An 18298-nucleotide genomic window follows, 5' to 3' on the forward strand; every position below is an offset into this window, starting at 1 on the left:
CCTTACTGCAGTGCAGGATTGGTGAAACCAAGCAATACCTCGATGGTCTTAGTGTAACCCACTGGTACAATAGCTGCTTTTACAGTAAGCTTGCCGGTGCTCAGCACATTCTGGTTGGCGTCAATGTATGCGCTGAAAGAGCTGATCTCATCCACCATTGCCAGGTTTACAGCAGACTCGATCTTGTTCTGCAGGTATTTGATAACAGGTACGCTGATCTTACCGCTTTCGTCAATGATGATCTCATCATTCAGCTCCTCCACATAGGTTTGGTAGCTGACCATGATCGCCTTGTCTATCACCCTGCCTAATGCCAGCTGGCTGTAGTCGTCCGTCACAGGTGCGCACATTGGGTCATCATTCAGGTAATAACCAGAGCGGCCAATAAACGTGCGCAGGAAAATATAGCCTTTATCATGCAGCAGATCGCCGGCTGTAAGGTCTTCCACTTTTGTCGCGTTCACATAGGCTACCAGTACTGGTAATGCGCCATCTTTAACGCGGCCAATATTCCGCTGTACAGGGATGAACGCTGCACGTCCAAGCACTAAACCTACAGAAGCACTGCCATCGTTAGTAGTGCTGCCAGTTACCACCCCAACATGATTGGCGGTGTAAGTGCGCAGATCTTTCAAGGTAGCCAGGTTGGCAATATCCAACTCACGGCCTTCAATTAATATACGTACCGGCTTGTACTCAGCGCCAAAGGTTAACGCCAATTGCTGCGCCATAGTAATGGCGTCCAGGCTATCCTTATCCAGACCCGCTGTCAGATCCGGCACATAGGCAGCTGCCGGGTTACGGGTAAGGCCTAATAACCTGATACGGCCCTGCGCTGCGTTCAGCAGTTTTGCTGCGCCATTGGCATTAGTCAGATCTGCCATTTGTGTAAGTGTTACGGTATCTGCTACAGTCATAATGTGCAGTTCCGCGCCTTCGCCCGCCAGGTCATAAAATTCCTTGATATGACGGTGAGCACTGGCATTGGTGCCCTCTGCCAGGATGCCCAGTCCCTGTGCTTCATTCAGGCTAAAGATCACTTTGGGGGTGCTCAACGGGAGATTGGCCGTTGCTACGCCGGTCAACACCAGGCCTGCTACTCCATCATTACTGGCGGCGCTTGCTCCCAGGTTACCGTTTCCTAATGTAATTGCTACTTTTGGTAATCCCATTTCTTAGTTTTTTGGTTCATTTATAATTGTTTTAAGATCGCTATTTACTGTTGCTGTAAGCCGCCTGGCTAAACAGATCGTAAATGTTCTGCTTCCTGGAATTGCCATCCAGCTCGCGCAAAAGGATGCTTTGCAGTTTTTGCAGTACCGCGTCCTGCAGATCTGGCGACACCTCTTTCAGCGCATCCACAAAGCAAACCAGCTTTGCTTCCAGGCTGGGCTCCTGCCGGCAGGTGCTTATGATGCTCAGCGTGTCAATGCCAATTTCCAGCGCCTGTAATAGTTTGTTTTTGAAAATGGTATCAGCATCCCCGGGGATGATGGCTTCCAAAATGTCCACCAGTGGGCTTTCCAACGCTGATTTAATAATTTTTGTCACCTGCAGCGCCTCATCAGCGTGCAGCTCAATGAATGAATCAAACTGCTGAAGCGCCTGTTTGATCTTTGATCCTGTTTTTCTACAAAATGCCATAGGTATATTTTTTATAAATCGCCAAACTCCTTACGTGCATCAAAACTGGGACACGCTTTTTTAACAAATGGAAAATCCCGGTGGCCCTGGATCCGCGCCTGCGGATATTGTTGCTTCAAACGCATCACCAATACTTTCATTGAATTCCGTTGGGCAGCCGTTCTGTTATCTAATGGCTTGTTATCAGCAACTACTCCGCCTATATAACTGACGTGTATGCTGTTTGCATTATGCCCTGCTACGCCGTTACAGATACGGTCTTCCGTAGCCAGTTGCCGCACATCGCCTGATGCCTCTATCAGGTAATGATAACCGGGATTTTTCCATTTGAGATATTCTTTCCAGTAGTGCTGGATGGCTTCAGGACGGGTATCCTGAGGGGTTGCCGTACAATGGATAACGATAAAATCTATTCTTCTCATTTTCTTACCTGGGGTTACTCCTGTTCAGCACGTCTTCCAGCCGCTCCATCACTTTCGTGTTGTTCTCTATCACGCCCAGCATTTTCTCCCGGTCGTCATCAAGGTATTGCGTTAAACGATCTTCCAGTTTTATCTGGCGTTTCCATAGGATCCATGCAATACCTATTAAAACTGTTACGGAAAATGCCTGGTCGCCAATCCGCTGTAAGACGGTCTGCTCAGGATCTGAATGTATAAGTGTATTTAATAGTAACATCTGGGGTTAACATTTTAACTATCCGGTCTTAATAATGTTTTCGACCAGCAGTTGCTTTCGTGTTTTACCTGCGTTGTCAGCAAGCGATTACAATACAAAGGAACAACATTAGGGCACGCTGAAAAAATCAGGAAATAATGCTTATTCTTTTATTGATCAATCATACTTCAATCAATGTTCAATCATTAAAAGTGGAATCGTAAAAGAGGCGTATTGCACCGACCTTTACATTCATCGAACGAAGAAATTTTGATCACTTTAAATAATAAAAATGGATAGTTTATTTTCAAATCTCTTCCTTGCATTGCAAGAACGTATTGGAACAAATGCACCTTTAATAAAGGGCGTATACCCGGAGCTTTCACAAACAGAAAATTACAATGGCGCACCATCTGTCTGGCCTTGTGTATTTATTGATTTTACTAATATCACCTACTCAAACATGAGCGGCCTAATACAGGAAGGATCCGGAGAGCTGCAATGCCGGTTGGCATTCCAGGTTACAGGGGCAGACGGCTCTACTTTCCTGGACACCGCCACCGCACTTGATCATTACGAAGCAGAGCTACAATTGCACCGGGCATTACAGGGATGGGCAAATGACATGATAGCGCCACTGAACCGTATAAAGATCACCACTGAAGACAGGGGCGATGCTTTCCGTGTACGGATGCTCACCACCCAGGACAGACATGATGCCTTCCGGGTACGGGTGCTCAGTTACAGCCTTAACTTCCAGGAGTACCCGGTCACGACGCCAACAAGCGTGATCGCGGCGCCCCTGCCTGAGGTGCTACCCTACTAATGGACGGATTGGTTGGGCACAAAAAAAACGCTGCAGTAATTGCAGCGTTTCATCTTTACTCTCACCATGCCCACCAGGGATATAGTATTTTTAACTGTTTCAGATCCGGTTGTTCCTGCTTCATGATCTGCTCTAATCTTTCACTATTACATTGCAGCCGGTAGATAATGTTACTGTTCTTGATCCAGAACTCTACGGATAATTCCTGGATAGCCATATCATAGCGTTTTCCCTGCAGCTTGATATGATAATAGTACCGGTGTAACAGACATTCATCTCTAAGCGCTATCATGTCTGCGGAACGTCCTTTCCTGGTTGTTTTCTTGACAGGGCTTTCAATATAATTGTTAAAAAGTGATTGTTGACCTCTCATATATTTCTGGCACTTTTAGTTGTTGGTAAAAAATGGCGGCCACCATTGCGGCGGTTTGCTATAGGGCAGGGTCTCACCGCCAGCTGTTCCATCCGGCTGCATGTAACCACAGGGTGCATGGATGCCCATGGCGCAATGAAGCCAGACAGCGGCTGCTTATCCAGCGTAAGCGGCTGGAAGTAAGTGTTTGCTGCGGGTTAACCCAATCAATAATTTTTAAAAGGTCTGTTGGTTGTGGGTAAATATGAGCAAAGGCAACATGCCTTTAACCCTTTCGGGGTTAAACAGTGTTTGTAGTCGTTTCAATCGCACAACGGTCTTCATAATGGTTATTTTTTCTGAACAGTTCAAAATTAAAGGGGCACTTACTATCCATTATGCGTAGTGAAATTGGTTTGTGGATAAGTTATCCACACTTTTCATCCCTACATACATTCTTTATAAGACGTACTGTTTTATCATAGAATTATACCGATTTCATAGCATTTGCCAGTCTAATTTTACTACCCGGATGACACACTTTTTTTCGCAGGGCACACACGCCAGTACCAAAAGGCGCTGGCAAACGGTCCTTGATAGGTGGGGCTTTATGTATTTACACTATACCAAATAAATTATAATTATGATCTCAAAGAATGAAACATTTGAAGGGAGTTTTCCTTTTACACCTCATTTTACTTCGGCGCCGGAATTCAACATGCATTACGTTGATGAGGGTCAGGGAGATGTTGTGCTTTGCCTTCATGGCGAACCTACCTGGGGATATTTGTTCCGGCATATTATCACGCAACTTTCAAGAGACTACCGGGTAGTTGTTCCCGATCATATGGGCTTCGGCAAAAGTGAAACGCCTCCGGGCAGAACCTATTGGCTGCAGGATCACATTGACAATCTTGAAAAGTTTGTAATTGACCTTGATCTTCGGGGCATCACTTTGGTAATGCATGATTTTGGAGGACCAGTAGGTATGGGATTGGCTGCCCGTCATCCGGAACGTATTCGCCGTATAATCAGTCTTAACGGCCCGGTTGCTTTCGGACAGCCTGAATTAGCGCAGACACTTGAGGCCAATACCAGGGAATCTCCATGGTTTCAATGGATCCTTGAGGCAGCGCATGCAGGCAAACTTGAGCAAATAATGCATGAGCTACATTATCATATTTTAAGTACGCTCAAATTAAATGGATTCGAACGAAGTGAGCTTATTACCGAGACATGGCTAGCTGCCTATCGTGCCGCCTTTCCAACATCCGGCGAAACATTGGGCGCCCTGGGGTGGGCAAAAGGATTTGCAACTGGCGCGCATACTTTTGAAATACCGTCATCTGAAGCCAAAGAAAAAATAAGTCAACTTCCGGCACTAACTATTTGGGGAGGGCGTGATAAAACGCTACATGGAAAATATTTTATCCCCCTTTTTAAATCAGTATTTCCTGCCGCCATTGTGCATGAACTGCCCGAAGCCGGGCATTATAGTCCGGAAGACGCTCCTGAAATAATTGGATTGCTGATTAATCAGTTTCTGGAATTAACTGGCCGGTAAACCATTGTTTACTGCAAACTGGGGTGCATCGATCATCAATGTATAAAGACCGCACATTCCTGGCGTCAATTTGGCTCTAAGTGCAGAAATTTGTATACTTAGAGCCAAATTGAGAGATGATGACTAAAATAATCTAAAAGGAACGATGGATAACTTATTGGGATGACTTAAACCACCAGTTATATGCTCACATTGAAGAATTTTGAATTACAGATAAATGACACGATCGTACATCGTGGAAGAGAATACTACGAAAATGCTGCCGTTGTTGATCTGGATGAAATAGAGGAGGCACTCTGGGTGATGACATGACACTGATACCAATTGGCAGTCATCTCCATGCTTAAAATTTTTGATGCTAATGCCTGTTATGAAGAGTATTGAAGATATGAATTTGAGAAACCAGATGAGTGGGATAGTCCCATTTTCTATATTAAAGTAAATGATATCTAGGCTAGATGTTACACAATTAATTCATACGGTTGAGAATGAAATTGATCATAGAAATATCTCAATTCAAAAACTACTTGAAATCTGATTATTATCACTGTCAATTACAATGATCATTCAGAAAATAACTAAAAACAAAGACCCACGCTGAGCGTGGGTCTTTAAGGCTTGCGGAGAAGAAGGGATTCGAACCCTTGAAACCCTTTCGAGTTTACACACTTTCCAGGCGTGCCAGTTCAACCACTCCTGCACTTCTCCGATTGGTTGAATTTTTCTTCAGGGATGCAAAAATACATTTTTTACCCGCATTTCCAAAAGGTATTTTAACCAGGCACTATAAACGCCTGTAAAACCGCCTCCATCCCCCTAAAAACAAAAACAGCCCCATTAGCGCCCAAACGCTAATGGGGACTGCCCGTAAATATCCCCTATAGCGGGTTCTGCACCAAATTCGGGTTTTTATTCAGCTCCTCCTGTGGTATCAGGAAAATAGTCCTGTTTGCCCCATTGGGCCTATGCTGGAACCATTTCTTGGTAGCAAAGATCCCAAACCGGATAAGATCCTGGCGGCGGTGCGCCTCTGCGGCAAACTCCCAGCCCAGCTCATCCAATAACCTTCCCAGCTGCACATCATCCCCGCCCTGCAATTCCGTGATCTGGCCATTGTCCCAATAACCATACTGGTATTTACTGCCTTTCTGGAGGTCCGCAGCGGTAACCGTGGCCTTAGCCGGGGTAGTGGTGGCAAAGGCCCTTTGCCGTACCTGGGTTACCAGCTGAGCGGCCTCCCCTGTCTGGCCGGTGCGTAACAGGCATTCCGCTTTCATCATCAGCACATCTGCATAGCGGAAGATGGGGAAGTCATTGCTCAGCGAGCCTTTGGCTCCCACCCGTATTTCGTATTTGCCCACACGGAAGCCCTCATTGGATTTGCTTTTTTCTATACCCCCCACAAAATTTACATAGTCAATCACTTCTACCCCTGCCGGCGTTTTTTGCGGTCCCTGTAACCAGGTGTCTTTAAGGCGGGTATCTTCCGGGTCGTAGGTGTTAATGAACTGTGGTACGGCACAGTTGCCGCCCCAGGGCTGCGCTTCCATACGGAATACCTGTTGGCTCAGCGGATCCAGTGTTTTCATATGGATAATAAAACCGGGCGCATTGATCTCGTCATAAGGCACGGTAAATATCAGTTCCCGGGAAGTTTCATTATTGGTCTTGAAATTATCGCGGTACTGTGGCTCCAGCATGTACAGGCCGGTGCCAGCAGCCTGTATCACATCATTACACTGCTGCAAACATTGCGGCCAGGCGGTAGCGCCGCTGTATACCCCTGCATTCAGGTACATTTTGGCCAGCAGGGTCTTGGCCGCCCATTTGTTAAAACGGCCGTACATGCCGGTACCGGCAGACTCCCGCAGTAAGGGGATATTATCATTCAGCTCTTTTACGATAAAATCATATACCTCTTTACGCTGGCTTTGTTTAGGAACGGAAAGGTCCTCATAGTCAGTAACAATGGGCACATTGCCAAAATTATCGCAGAGCAGCCAGTAGTAGAAAGCGCGCAGGGCTTTCAGTTCAGCCACCAGGCTCTCTTTGGCGGCGCCTACCGGCAGCTTGCCGGAGCTAAAAAGGTAGATGGCGCGGTTGGTATTGGCCACGCCGTTAAACACACGCCCCCATAAAGCGTCCGGTTGCTCCTGCAGGGAGGTCCAGGTATGACGGTGCATACGTTGGTAGGTGCCGCCATCATACCATCCATTGGGCCGGGCGGGGGTAATGATCTCGTCCGCGCTTTCTTCCTGCAGGTCAAAATTGCCCATCCAGTCTGCCCATACGGGGCGTAGCGGGCTATATGCCTGCGCGATGATATTGGAAGTATCGGATTCCTTATAAATAATGCTTTCCTCCACTAATTCGGAAAAGGTCTCGGGATCCAGTTTGGTGCAGGCGCTGCCGGCGAGCACCATCAGCAAGGCGGCCGTCCCTATCCATGTGTATATGCTATGCCTGTTTTCCATGACTGCTGTTTTAAATGGTACTAAAAAGTAAGGTTCACGCCAAGGGTAAAAGTGCGGGTGGTTGGGTATTTATCCCGCTCATCATCACCGGGGGCCAGCCCGGTACGTATCACTTCCGGGTCTATACCCTTGTAGCCGGTAATGGTGGCCAGGTTCAGCGCCGCTACATAAATGCGGGCTGCCTGTATATAGCGGGTGCGTTTGGTATTGAAATTATACCCCAGCGTAACGTTGTCCACCTTCCAGTAATCACCGTTCTCCACATAATAGCTCACCAGGGCCAGGTCATCATTCAGCCGGGTTTTACCGTATACATTATCAAATGCGGTTTTGAGCATATTATACTGCACCACTTTAGGGTTTTCATAGAACAGGCGCTGGAAGTTCAGGATCTGGAAACCAAAAGCGCCCCGCATAGTAACATTCAGATCAAACCTTTTATAGCGTACAGAGTTATTCCATCCCAGGAAATGTTTGGGCAGGCCGTTGCCCAATATTTGCTTGTCATCCGGGCTTTTATCTGCGCTGGCTACCGGTTTGCCATCCTTGCCTTCTATGATCCAGCGGCCATTATCATCAATACCTATGGATTTATAGCCATAAAAATTACCGATGGGGCGGCCTACCTGTACCCGGTGGGTGGGCTCCTGGATAGGCTCCCCGGTGTACCCGGCGTCAAAATAATCGTTGGTGGTGGCAAAGGTGTTGCTGGAAAGGGATACCAGCACATTCTTATTGGTGGAGTAGTTAAACCCGGAGTTCCATTGGAAATTGCGGGTGCTTACCGGTACAAAATTCAACAGCACTTCAAGCCCCTGGTTGCGGATCTGGGCGGCATTGGCCACTATCTCCGGCGTGGGATAAGGAGGTACGGGTACCTGGTAATCAAAGATGGCGTCTTTGGTGAGCCGGCGGTAAGCATCTATACTACCGCTAATGCGGCTGCCGAACAGGGAGAAATCCACCCCTACGTTAAACTCTTCTTTCTTTTCCCATTGCAATTCCGCGTTAGGGTTACGCACCGCATCCAGACCCTGTACCCAAACGCCGTTTATCAGGAAACGGTTGCCGTAGTTAAAGCTGCGCAACGATGCATAGAGATCATCCGGCACCGTACCTGTTACCCCAAAACCAGCGCGCAGCTTAAGATCATCCAGCCAGGTAAGCCCGGTCATGAATGTCTCTTTGCTTACACGCCATCCCAATGATACGGCGGGGAAAGTACCCCAGCGGCTGTTGCTGCCAAACTTGGTAGATCCTTCATGGCGTACGCTGGCCAGCAGCAGGTACTTATCATCCCAGTTATAACTAAGGCGGCCAAAGAAACCGATCAGCTTCCATTTATCTTTAAAGCTGCCCATAACAGCCTCTCCGCGCTTCAGGGCGTCGCCTGCTTCCATGTTATTATAAGAGTACTGATCCGTTGGGAAATCCCAGTTCTGCATGTAAAAGTTCTCGCGGGTATTATCCTGGTAGCTGTAACCACCCAGCAGGTTAAAGCGGTGTTTACGGATGCTGCGCGTATACTCCGTAGTAAACTCCAGCAGGTTATCCTGCATGTCTGAGGTGCCGCGGGAGGCATAGCCATTGCGGTTGTTTTTTACGGTGGATACGTGCTTCTTGGTCTCTGCATATCCCCTGGTCTCAGACCATTTATTACCGGATACCAGCAGTTTCATGCGCAGGTCTTTGACAGGTTCCAGCGTAAGGCTACCGTTCAGACGGGTCTCTCTTTCGTCATTCTGTCCATAAGATTCCATCAGGTAAGCCACCGGGTTATCGTAGAAGTAGATGTTCCGTTCCAGCCAATCGCCTTTATAATTACGCACGCTATCTGTGGGATTACGGATCATGGCCTGGCGGTATACATAATTATTAAAACTGTTACCGTTGATGAAACCGCCTTCGCCCGCATCCACACCAGACCAGTAGGTACGGCTGCGCGTGATCACATTCAGGTTGGCTTTAAGCTTACCATCCAGCATAACATGGTTTACATCTGCACGGCCGGTGATCTGTTTGTTGTTCGAATTAACAAACAACCCTTCCCAGTTACGGTAGTTAAGGGAGGCGGTTACATTCGTAGTAGGACTGCCGCCCTGGAAGCTAAGATTGTGCGTATGGCTTACCGGCGACCGGGTAATTTCCTTGAGCCAGTCTGTAGAGCTGCCATAATCTGTAAAATCAATGCCTTCTTTGATCAGGCGGCGGTAATCATCTCCGGTAAGAAATTCCGGACGGCGCGCAATGGCTTGCAGGCTTACATACCCATCGTATTGGATGGTAGGCTTCATTTCGCCATGCAGTTTTTTGGTGGTGATAAGGATCACGCCATTGGTGCCGCGGGTACCGTAAATAGCGGCGGCAGAGCCATCTTTCAACACGTCTACAGATTCTATGTCTTCCGGGGCCACGGTGTTCAGGCTGCCAGGGATCCCATCTATGAGTATCAGGGGAGAGGTGCCTGCCTTTAGCGTGGTAATACCACGCAGCTGTATCTGCGTGTTGGAGGTGGGGTTACCACTGGGCGTAGATACCGTCAACCCTGCTACTTTGCCCTGTATCAGCTGTGCTGCATCCCGTACGGCGCCCTTCACAAAGTTCTCAGATTTAACGCTGGCAATGGCGCTGGTCACATCGCCCTTACGCTGGGTACCATAGCCTACTACCACTACTTCATTCAACCCTACTTCTGTAGACTCCAGCTGTACATCTATGACAGCGCGCCCGTTTACCGGCATTTCCAATGATTTCATGCCGGTGAATTTGAATACCAGTATCTTACCCCCTGCCGGCAGCGTCAATTTATACTGACCGTTGACGTCTGTGATACCCCCTGTATTAGCGCCGGCTACAGATACGCTTACGCCGGGCAGCGGATTACCTTCCTTTGCGTCTGTCACTTTTCCGGATACAGGTATCCCCTGCGCCATCAGGAAGCCAGAGGCGAGTAACCACGGTATAAGCAATAGCGTGGCCTTAACGTTGAATGAACGCATGTCCTTATGTTTTAGTAGTAAAGATTGTCACTGCTATGTACGGCGCCACCGAAACGATGCGATTATAGTTGTTTGTCCTTTCTTTGGTTGAATTGTCAGGCTGATCCGTTTTTATAAAATTACTTAGTTAAATAAGTGTCGCTATCACACTAATTAACCGATTGTTTACGAAATTTAACTGTATTGCTCTGGCAGGACTGGCAGAGGGGTTAAGAATCGTAAACGAGCAGCTGTGCGTATCATTCACATATAAGGAGGGTCAAGGGCATAGCAGGCTGGTATGGATATAAAAAAGGGGATATATCTGGTTGATACATCCCCTTTTATCCAGTAGGTCACAGGCAGCGTCTGAAACGCGCCGCCCACTTGTAAAGTTTAGATCTCCGGGTGCGCTCCATAGCTGCTCCACAGCTCGTCCAGCGTTTTACCGGTAGTTTTTTGCCAGATGTCCGGCGTATAGTTGCCGGCCCGCATAGTAGCGTCCAGTTTTTTAACGGCGCCGCGGTTTGCGTTTTCCACCCATACCAGGAAACGGGCTACCACCCGGTAGCTCTGCTCATAGGTCTGGGAGGGCGCATAGGCCGGCAGGGCCCAGCCGGCCCCTTTATTATCTACGCCAAATACATAGCGCACATAATCTGCAATGCCTTCGGTTAGCCATCCGGGACCTTTACTATCAGGATAAGCCTGCACAATATGCATCACCTCATGTGTTACCACATCTATATCCCCCGGGTGCTTATGCAGCCATTCCGGGTTATACCGTACCACGCCGTTACCGGTGGCGGCTACGCCGTCATAGGCAGGGTCTATCATAAAGGTCACGGTCTTTAAAGTGCGCTTATTATACGTTTTTGCCAGACGCGGGTAAACCGTAAAGAAAGCATCCTGCATTCTTTGTTTTACGTTCTTGTCAAAACTGGCGTCTTTGTTAATAAAGACCAGGGTATAACCACCCTGCCGGATGGTATCGGCGGTCATAAAATCTGCCTGGGCATGTAAGGCCGGCTTATTGGCCATCAGCAGTAACAGGGCTGCTGCTCCCGTCAACAATTTCTTCATAAATGGTTGGTGCTTGTGCCGGGCAAGATAAGCTGTTTATAGCAGTGTTGCAATAAGCCGGAACGGTAGCCGGTTTAGGAGGTTTTGCGGTGGCATTATTCACCTGGTGTGCGGTATAGGCGATGAGGATAACGATCACGCCGGCAGAGGCAAAGGAAGCAGCGTATTGCATATGGCAAGGTTTTGTGATAAAAGAACCTGCAAGACCACCGGAGCGGCCTCGCAGGCCCTGACAACAGAGAACAGATGTTAAATGTTGGTTTTTGATCTTTACTTGTGCTTAGTATAATATATATCCACTTGCTGTATCACTACAGCCAATAGTTATATCGATATAAAAAGAGATGATGGTGATCAACAACAGTAAGGCATACAGCCTGCAGAACGGATAAAGTTTTTACGTGTATTCATGTTAGTCAATTTATATGCTGATGCCCAGCATGCTCCTTAAATCAACTAATTAATGGTGGTGATTAATCAGTGTAGTGATACAAATATAACGTGCGCTCATGTAATCACCAAAAAATATCCTACAAATTCTGTAGACTAATAAACACATAACATAAATGGCAAAAAAAAGAGCCCGATAGATATCAAGCTCTGTCAAGCTATCCATTAAGACACAACGTTTGGTTAATGGAATGCGTGTATAATAACTTTAGAAACTTTCACAAATGGAAACCGTCATGGTGAGGAGCCTGCCCAAAAAAGGGAAGCCTGATGAAGATCAGGCTCATTCCCCTATTTGGTTTAACCATTAAAAGACACAAAAAATGATTCTCGTATCATTCACATGACAATTGACAATATTTTACAACCGTAGTGTTATACGGTACTGTGGTCTGTGTGGTTTGCCGTAGATGCCGCGTCAATTAAGCGCCGCAGGCAATGCCCCCTTACGTACCATTACTGGTAAACAGCGAGCCATATAAAAAAAGTCCCCCCTAGGATATGGCTGGGGTGCTGTTTCCCCGTGATTATCATTACATCCCCCCTTAATAATGTTATACTGTACGCTCGTGATATCAGCGCTGTTGAAAGATTGGGTTCCCTTAATCTCCCGCGCTTATATAACATCGAAATTAAAAAGATTCTTATTTTTAATATGTTAATCATCAGTTAACGTGAAAAGTTTTTACTACTGGTTTTAGAGGAGAAAGCGCAAACATATTGATAACGATAGCTGTTACAATCGTGTAGGAATTCATGACAAACATCAGCTTTGATTTAGTAACGCGCTGCTACCTTTGCAATGATTACTTCACTTATCATACCTATATATGCCGTCTGTTGAAATACTAGCCAGGGTGCAATTTGCGTTCACCATCGCTTTCCACTATATATATCCTCCGCTGAGCATAGGTTTGGGCGTATGCCTGGTTATCATGGAAGGGCTGTACCTTAAAACAGGGTTGGCCATCTACCAGGAGATAACCCGTTTCTGGATCAGGATCTTTGCCCTCATATTTGGTATAGGGGTGGCCACCGGTATCGTTATGGAGTTTGAGTTTGGCACCAACTGGGCCACTTACTCCCATTATGTAGGCGATATATTTGGCAGCGCCCTGGCGGCGGAAGGTATTTTTGCCTTTGCGCTGGAATCCGGCTTCCTGGGCGTACTGCTTTTTGGATGGAACCGGGTAGGCAAGGGTGTCCATTATTTTGCCACCATCATGGTGGCATTAGGCTCCATTTTCTCCGCCCTATGGATCGTGATCGCCAACTCCTGGCAGCAAACGCCGGCCGGTTTCCGTATTGAGGGTACTGGTATGCAGGCCAGGGCAGTGGTAACGGATTTCTGGGAAATGGTACTGAACCCATCCTCCGTAGACCGCTTTTCCCATGTGATCATTGGCGCCTTCCTGGCGGGCTCTTTCCTGGTCATGAGCGTGGCCGCCTGGTATATACTGCGCAAACAGTTCACCGCACATGCGCAGGCCATGTTTAAGGTAGGGCTCCGCGTAGCGGCAGTAGCCGCCCTCTTACAGCTGTTTACCGGCCACCGCTCCGCTGAATATGTGAGCGAATACCAGCCGGCCAAATTGGCGGCTATGGAGGGGCATTATGATAGCCTGGCCGCGGCAGACATGTACATGATAGGATGGGTGAACCAGCAGAAACAGCAAACCAGCGGTATAAAGATCCCGGGCGGCCTCTCCTTCCTTACCCATGGCAGCTTTAGCGCACCGGTAGAGGGTCTGCGGGCTACCCCGGAGGCAGACCGCCCCACCGCCGTGAACTTTGTTTTCCAGACCTATCACACCATGGTGATCATCGGCTTTACCCTGATAGGACTTACCTTATTGGCCGCTTTCCTGCTATGGAAAAAGAAGCTGTTTGAGCAACGCTGGCTCATGATCATATTTGTGGGGGCCGTGCTGCTACCGCAGATCGCCAACCAGGTGGGCTGGTACACGGCAGAAGTAGGCCGGCAGCCCTGGGTAGTATATAAACTGTTGCGTACCTCAGACGCGCTGTCAAAAACAGTATCGGCCAACCAGGTAATGTTCTCCCTGGTACTGTTTACCATGGTATACGCACTGCTGTTTGTGCTGTTCCTGTTCCTGCTGCACCGGAAAATACAACATGGTCCGGATGTAACGCAGAATGAGGAGGAGGTGAGTGATCTTTATTCAAAACGAAATCTGGCTTAAGGCGCAGTCGCGCATAAACTTTATCTATGAATACGATTCTGGGATTAGATCTGCCAACATGCTGGTTCCTGGTAATAGGGGGCCTTATTACCGGGTACGGGGTACTGGATGGTTTTGACCTGGGCGCGGGCGCCCTGCATCTCTTCTTTAACAAAGAGGAAAGCCGCCGTACCGCCCTCAACGCCATTGGCCCGGTATGGGATGGTAACGAGGTATGGTTGGTAATTGCCGGCGGCGCTCTTTTTGCCGGCTTCCCGCTGGTATACGGTGTGGTGCTCTCTACCTTCTATATCCCCTTTATGCTATTCCTGGTGGCCCTTATCTTCCGGGCCATTTCCATAGAGTTCCGCAGTAAAGAGCCGTGGCGCTGGTGGCGCAAAATGTGGGATATTGCCTATATGGCCTCCAGCACTTTTATTACCCTGCTGCTGGGGCTGATACTAGGCAACCTGATACAAGGGTTGCCCATCAATGCGCAGCACGAGTTCACCGGCGACCTTTTTACCTTTTTTAACCCTTATGCCATTCTTATTGCCGTTACCACCCTCTCCCTGTTTATGATGCACGGGGCCATTTACCTGACCATGAAAACAGAGAACCGCCTGTATGCCAAGCTTACCGTGCTGGTAAGCAACTGCAGCAAATTCTTTATCCTCTGTTTCATTCTCACTTCTATGGCCACCCTCATTTATATACCGCATATGACGCACGAATTTAAACGCTACCCGGTGCTGTTCCTGCTGCCGCTGGCTGCCGTACTGGCCGTGCTGAACCTGAAACGGAATATTGATGCGCGTAAATATTTCACGGCCTTCATCTTCTCCAGTTTTACCACCGCCATACTGCTCATCCTGTTTGCGATTGGGCTATTCCCCAATATCATCATCTCTTCCACTAACCCGGCATGGAGCATCAGCATTTACCAGGCGGCGGCCACCAACACTTCTTTAAGGATCATGCTGCTCATGGCTGCCATCGGCACGCCACTGGTATTATCCTATACCGTGTTTGTATTCTGGACCTTTAGAGGTAAGGTGAAGCTGAATGAAATGAGCTACTAAACAGGGGCTACTATTTATTTAATGAGTAAGGATTCCTAACATCCTGAAGGGAGAAAATTGCCCGTAAAAACGTCCTTAAAAAAGAGGTCCCCGCAAAAAATTGCAGGGACTTACCATTTAACCTATATTCTGTACTGTAGCATCAAAAGTTAAAAATATCTTACTGGGGATAAAAACAAAAGAAGAATGCTACTTCATTTTCAATTAGTTACAATTTCCGGAGGATTTCGTCTGTATATCAGACAGCTAATTTGAGTAAAAGTTTAATCTGTAAAAAAAATATTTTTAGTTTCCTTCGAAGTATTGTCCCCCTTAAAGATATAATATACATCGATATCATGTATACGAAATGTGATATTATTAGGTTGCCAGGGAAATATTAAATTGCAAGTATGAACCGTATTGACCGCCTCTCCGCTATACTCATCCAGCTACAAGGTAAAAAGGTGGTGAAAGCCGCTGAGATAGCCGAGCGGTTTAACATCAGCCTGCGTACAGTATACCGGGATGTAAAGGCCTTGCAGGAATCCGGCGTGCCCATTGGGGCGGAGGCCGGCACCGGCTACTACATTGTGGAAGGCTACCACCTGCCGCCGGTAATGTTTAACCGGGAAGAAGCAGCGGCCCTGCTTACCGGCGAAAAACTCATGGAACATTTCAGCGACCGGTCTAACCGGCAGCAATTCAGTAATGCCATGCAAAAAATAAGGGCAGTGCTGCGCGGCAGTGAAAAGGATTTCCTGGAAGTGCTGGATGAGAATATCGCAGTGCTTAGCAGCCGTCCTGAACAGGAAGACGGGTTTCCCAACCGTTTCCTTACAGATATACAGCATGCCCTGGGTAAACAACAGGTATTACAGATGGAATACCTGGCCGCCCACAACAACGAGTTCACCAAACGCGAAGTAGAGCCTATCGGTATCTACCACAACAACGAAACCTGGTATCTGATTGCCTGGTGCAGGCTCCGCCACGACTATCGCAACTTCCGTACAGACCGTGTGCGCAGCATGCAGGTAACCAATACCACCTACGATAAGTCCCGTCACATTACCCTACAGCAGTTCCTGGAAAAATACACTTCAGAACCGGCGCCTACCCATACTTATCATGTACGCTTTAACCAGCGGGTGGTCCGCTACCTGGGCCGGCAGAAATACTATTACGGACTGGTAGAAGAAAAGACCTGCGATCAGCATGTAGAGCTCACTTTTATGAACAGTTATCCCCTGGAACACTTTGCCCGCTGGATCCTGATGTGGGGCAGCGATGTGACCATCGTGGGCCCGGATGAGCTAAACACCCGCATGCAGGAGCTGGCCCGTGAGCTCATGCAGCACTACACCGCCTGATCCCTTCTCTAATAATAATTTGTGCGCCTGCTGCTGACATACAGTTGTCACTACCCCATTTTTAATTTGTAGCAGCATTAAAAACCGCACACTATGCAACCTGCAAAAAATTGTTACCTGTATGTTTTCGACGGCTATGCAGACTGGGAACCGGCGCTCACCGTGTATGGCCTCAGCAACTTCACCAAGACGGAGGTGATCACTTTCTCTTTGGATGGGCAGCCCGTTACATCTGGCGGCAATGTGGTCGTACAACCGGCCAAAAGCTTGGCAGACCTGGATCCTGCCGTCATCGATTTTCTGTTACTGCCCGGCGGCGCCTCCATGAAAAATGGTAAACACCAGGCACTGCTGCCCTTGCTTAAGCAACATGTGCAGGCACAAAAACCGCTGGCTGCTATTTGCGACGCCACGGTATTCCTGGCCCACCATGGCTTTCTGGATCAGGTGCAGCATACCAGTAACGATCTGCAGCTGCTAAAAAGGCTGGTACCGGATTATAAAGCGGAGAACAGGTATGTAAAGGCCCCGGTAATAACAGATGGCCATATCATCACGGCTGCTGGCACCTCCATGGTAGAATTTGCCCAGGCCATTTACAAGGAGATGCAGCTGGATACAAATGAGCAACTGGCCTTTTGGCTACAGTTCTTTCTTAAAGGCACTGCCCCGGAGCTGGAGCAAGTTGCCCCCTTCCACTTCTTTTACCGCAGCTACCGGATAAAATTAGCCGGTATCCCCGCCCTGGTGCGCAATGTAGCCAGGGAGATCGTATCTGCCGCGGTGGCAAACGACCTGGAGCTGGCAGGGCCTCAGCACTGGCATTATTACGGTTTTACCGGTGATCCGGAACAGGAGTTCACCCTGGAGATAGGCGTGCCGGTCATTACCCCCAAAACAGTACGGCCGCCCTATGCCTGCAAAACGGCGCCGGGTTTCACCTGTGTAAGCACGCTGCACCGCGGCGACTGGCAGCAGCTAGGCAAGACCTATGAACAACTGATCAATGGTTTGCTGCTGACTGGTATGCAGATGAGCGGCCATAACCGGGAGCAATACATTCACTGCGATTTTGAGAATACCGCCGCCAACCTTACCAGGATACAGGTGGGCATTAAAAACGTATAATCGTATGAAAATACACCAATGGCTACCCTGGTTGCTGGTGCTGGTCTTATGGCTGGATAACAATCACCCAAAACATATAACTATGACTACAAACAAGATCCTATGCATTGATAACTTCTTCCTGCCGGCGCATGACCTGCAGGAAAGCCGCCGGTTCTACGCCCAAACCCTGGGCCTGAACGTACATTTCGACTTTTCTGAAAAGGGATTGCTGGCATTCAGGGTAGGCAACGATGAAGCAGCTATCATCTTAAAGGATAGCGCTAAATTCCCGGATGCAAAACCCGTTGTACTCTTACAGGTAACGGACGTACAGGAACTGTACAACAATCTCACTGCCCAGGGCGTGCACTTTACCAAAACCCCTTACCGTATTAATACCGGTTGGGCCGCGGAACTACAGGACCCTGCCGGGAATGTGATAGGGATAACGGACTATAAATAAAAACGCATAGCGGCCCTTACAGCACAGAACGGGCTACGCTGCAATTGATAGAAGACTTTATAACGGAAAACCAGTTAAAA

16 protein-coding genes and 1 tRNA gene are annotated in these 18298 nt (G+C 48.1%); 7 read left to right on the forward strand and 10 right to left on the reverse strand.

Annotated features, from left to right (window positions below; genetic code table 11):
- Window positions 1-2: 2 nt before the first annotated feature.
- Genes F0L74_RS00935 through F0L74_RS00950 form a run of 4 tightly spaced genes read right to left on the reverse strand, consistent with a single transcriptional unit; the run spans window position 3 to window position 2322 of the window.
- Entirely contained in the window at window positions 3-1172 is a 1170-nt protein-coding gene (locus F0L74_RS00935) for a DUF2586 family protein (RefSeq protein ID WP_149835971.1), read from the reverse strand.
- A 40-nt stretch (window positions 1173-1212) separates the two neighbouring features.
- On the reverse strand, window positions 1213-1644 hold the full coding sequence (locus F0L74_RS00940) for a hypothetical protein (RefSeq protein ID WP_149835972.1): 432 nt from the start codon (window positions 1642-1644) through the stop codon (window positions 1213-1215).
- 11 nt (window positions 1645-1655) lie between these two features.
- Complete coding sequence (locus tag F0L74_RS00945) at window positions 1656-2066, reverse strand: N-acetylmuramoyl-L-alanine amidase (protein ID WP_149835973.1); 411 nt, start codon at window positions 2064-2066, stop codon at window positions 1656-1658.
- Window positions 2067-2070: 4 nt separating this feature from the next.
- Entirely contained in the window at window positions 2071-2322 is a 252-nt protein-coding gene (locus F0L74_RS00950; protein ID WP_149835974.1) for a hypothetical protein, read from the reverse strand.
- Window positions 2323-2764: 442 nt separating this feature from the next.
- On the opposite strand from F0L74_RS00950, the gene F0L74_RS00955 reads away from it, so the two are divergent.
- The gene (locus F0L74_RS00955) at window positions 2765-3127 is read left to right on the forward strand and encodes a hypothetical protein (RefSeq protein WP_149835975.1); all 363 of its coding nucleotides are present in this window, start codon (window positions 2765-2767) and stop codon (window positions 3125-3127) included.
- A gap of 61 nt (window positions 3128-3188) precedes the next feature.
- Here F0L74_RS00955 and F0L74_RS00960 read toward each other — a convergent pair whose 3' ends face one another.
- Window positions 3189-3500 carry a transposase gene (locus F0L74_RS00960; protein ID WP_149835976.1) on the reverse strand — a complete coding sequence of 104 codons (312 nt, stop codon included), beginning with the start codon at window positions 3498-3500 and terminating at the stop codon, window positions 3189-3191.
- 622 nt (window positions 3501-4122) lie between these two features.
- Between F0L74_RS00960 and F0L74_RS00965 the strand changes: the two genes are divergently transcribed.
- Window positions 4123-5043 (forward strand): alpha/beta fold hydrolase, encoded by a 921-nt coding sequence (locus F0L74_RS00965; protein WP_149835977.1) that lies wholly within the window; start codon window positions 4123-4125, stop codon window positions 5041-5043.
- 621 nt (window positions 5044-5664) lie between these two features.
- Here F0L74_RS00965 and F0L74_RS00970 read toward each other — a convergent pair.
- The 5 genes from F0L74_RS00970 to F0L74_RS33175 all read right to left on the reverse strand — a co-directional run bounded on the left by F0L74_RS00970 (window position 5665) and on the right by F0L74_RS33175 (window position 11750).
- Window positions 5665-5751: transfer RNA gene (locus F0L74_RS00970), tRNA-Ser, on the reverse strand.
- 170 nt (window positions 5752-5921) lie between these two features.
- A complete protein-coding gene (locus F0L74_RS00975; RefSeq protein ID WP_149835978.1) occupies window positions 5922-7517 on the reverse strand; it encodes a RagB/SusD family nutrient uptake outer membrane protein in 1596 nt (531 codons plus the stop codon).
- A 20-nt stretch (window positions 7518-7537) separates the two neighbouring features.
- A complete protein-coding gene (locus F0L74_RS00980; protein WP_213086863.1) occupies window positions 7538-10516 on the reverse strand; it encodes a SusC/RagA family TonB-linked outer membrane protein in 2979 nt (992 codons plus the stop codon).
- A 375-nt stretch (window positions 10517-10891) separates the two neighbouring features.
- Window positions 10892-11578 (reverse strand): basic secretory protein-like protein, encoded by a 687-nt coding sequence (locus tag F0L74_RS00985; RefSeq protein ID WP_149835979.1) that lies wholly within the window; start codon window positions 11576-11578, stop codon window positions 10892-10894.
- Window positions 11526-11750 (reverse strand): hypothetical protein, encoded by a 225-nt coding sequence (locus F0L74_RS33175; RefSeq protein ID WP_188315815.1) that lies wholly within the window; start codon window positions 11748-11750, stop codon window positions 11526-11528. The genes F0L74_RS00985 and F0L74_RS33175 overlap by 53 nt, the downstream gene beginning before the upstream one ends.
- 1108 nt (window positions 11751-12858) lie before the next feature.
- Here F0L74_RS33175 and F0L74_RS00990 point away from each other — a divergent pair.
- The 5 genes from F0L74_RS00990 (at window position 12859) to F0L74_RS01010 (ending at window position 18218) form a co-directional block, all read left to right on the forward strand.
- Window positions 12859-14232 (forward strand): cytochrome ubiquinol oxidase subunit I, encoded by a 1374-nt coding sequence (locus F0L74_RS00990; protein ID WP_149835980.1) that lies wholly within the window; start codon window positions 12859-12861, stop codon window positions 14230-14232.
- A gap of 26 nt (window positions 14233-14258) precedes the next feature.
- Window positions 14259-15293, forward strand: a complete 1035-nt coding sequence (cydB, locus tag F0L74_RS00995; protein WP_149835981.1) for a cytochrome d ubiquinol oxidase subunit II — start codon at window positions 14259-14261, stop codon at window positions 15291-15293.
- Between the two features lie 392 nt (window positions 15294-15685).
- Entirely contained in the window at window positions 15686-16645 is a 960-nt protein-coding gene (locus F0L74_RS01000) for a helix-turn-helix transcriptional regulator (RefSeq protein ID WP_149835982.1), read from the forward strand.
- Window positions 16646-16738: 93 nt separating this feature from the next.
- Entirely contained in the window at window positions 16739-17773 is a 1035-nt protein-coding gene (locus tag F0L74_RS01005) for a DJ-1/PfpI family protein (protein WP_149835983.1), read from the forward strand.
- Window positions 17774-17777: 4 nt separating this feature from the next.
- A complete protein-coding gene (locus tag F0L74_RS01010) occupies window positions 17778-18218 on the forward strand; it encodes a VOC family protein (RefSeq protein ID WP_213086864.1) in 441 nt (146 codons plus the stop codon).
- The last annotated feature ends 80 nt before the right edge of the window (window positions 18219-18298 follow it).

This window comes from Chitinophaga agrisoli (assembly GCF_008386695.1).
Classification (GTDB): Bacteria; Bacteroidota; Bacteroidia; order Chitinophagales; family Chitinophagaceae; genus Chitinophaga; species Chitinophaga agrisoli.

Coding starts and splice junctions, on each gene's coding strand:
- F0L74_RS00935 (WP_149835971.1), bottom strand. CDS start 1,172: ATGGGATTACCAAAAGTAGCAATTACATTAGGAAACGGTAACCTGGGA.
- F0L74_RS00940 (WP_149835972.1), bottom strand. CDS start 1,644: ATGGCATTTTGTAGAAAAACAGGATCAAAGATCAAACAGGCGCTTCAG.
- F0L74_RS00945 (WP_149835973.1), bottom strand. CDS start 2,066: ATGAGAAGAATAGATTTTATCGTTATCCATTGTACGGCAACCCCTCAG.
- F0L74_RS00950 (WP_149835974.1), bottom strand. CDS start 2,322: ATGTTACTATTAAATACACTTATACATTCAGATCCTGAGCAGACCGTC.
- F0L74_RS00955 (WP_149835975.1), top strand. CDS start 2,765: ATGAGCGGCCTAATACAGGAAGGATCCGGAGAGCTGCAATGCCGGTTG.
- F0L74_RS00960 (WP_149835976.1), bottom strand. CDS start 3,500: ATGAGAGGTCAACAATCACTTTTTAACAATTATATTGAAAGCCCTGTC.
- F0L74_RS00965 (WP_149835977.1), top strand. CDS start 4,123: ATGATCTCAAAGAATGAAACATTTGAAGGGAGTTTTCCTTTTACACCT.
- F0L74_RS00975 (WP_149835978.1), bottom strand. CDS start 7,517: ATGGAAAACAGGCATAGCATATACACATGGATAGGGACGGCCGCCTTG.
- F0L74_RS00980 (WP_213086863.1), bottom strand. CDS start 10,516: ATGCGTTCATTCAACGTTAAGGCCACGCTATTGCTTATACCGTGGTTA.
- F0L74_RS00985 (WP_149835979.1), bottom strand. CDS start 11,578: ATGAAGAAATTGTTGACGGGAGCAGCAGCCCTGTTACTGCTGATGGCC.
- F0L74_RS33175 (WP_188315815.1), bottom strand. CDS start 11,750: ATGCAATACGCTGCTTCCTTTGCCTCTGCCGGCGTGATCGTTATCCTC.
- F0L74_RS00990 (WP_149835980.1), top strand. CDS start 12,859: ATGCCGTCTGTTGAAATACTAGCCAGGGTGCAATTTGCGTTCACCATC.
- cydB (WP_149835981.1), top strand. CDS start 14,259: ATGAATACGATTCTGGGATTAGATCTGCCAACATGCTGGTTCCTGGTA.
- F0L74_RS01000 (WP_149835982.1), top strand. CDS start 15,686: ATGAACCGTATTGACCGCCTCTCCGCTATACTCATCCAGCTACAAGGT.
- F0L74_RS01005 (WP_149835983.1), top strand. CDS start 16,739: ATGCAACCTGCAAAAAATTGTTACCTGTATGTTTTCGACGGCTATGCA.
- F0L74_RS01010 (WP_213086864.1), top strand. CDS start 17,778: ATGAAAATACACCAATGGCTACCCTGGTTGCTGGTGCTGGTCTTATGG.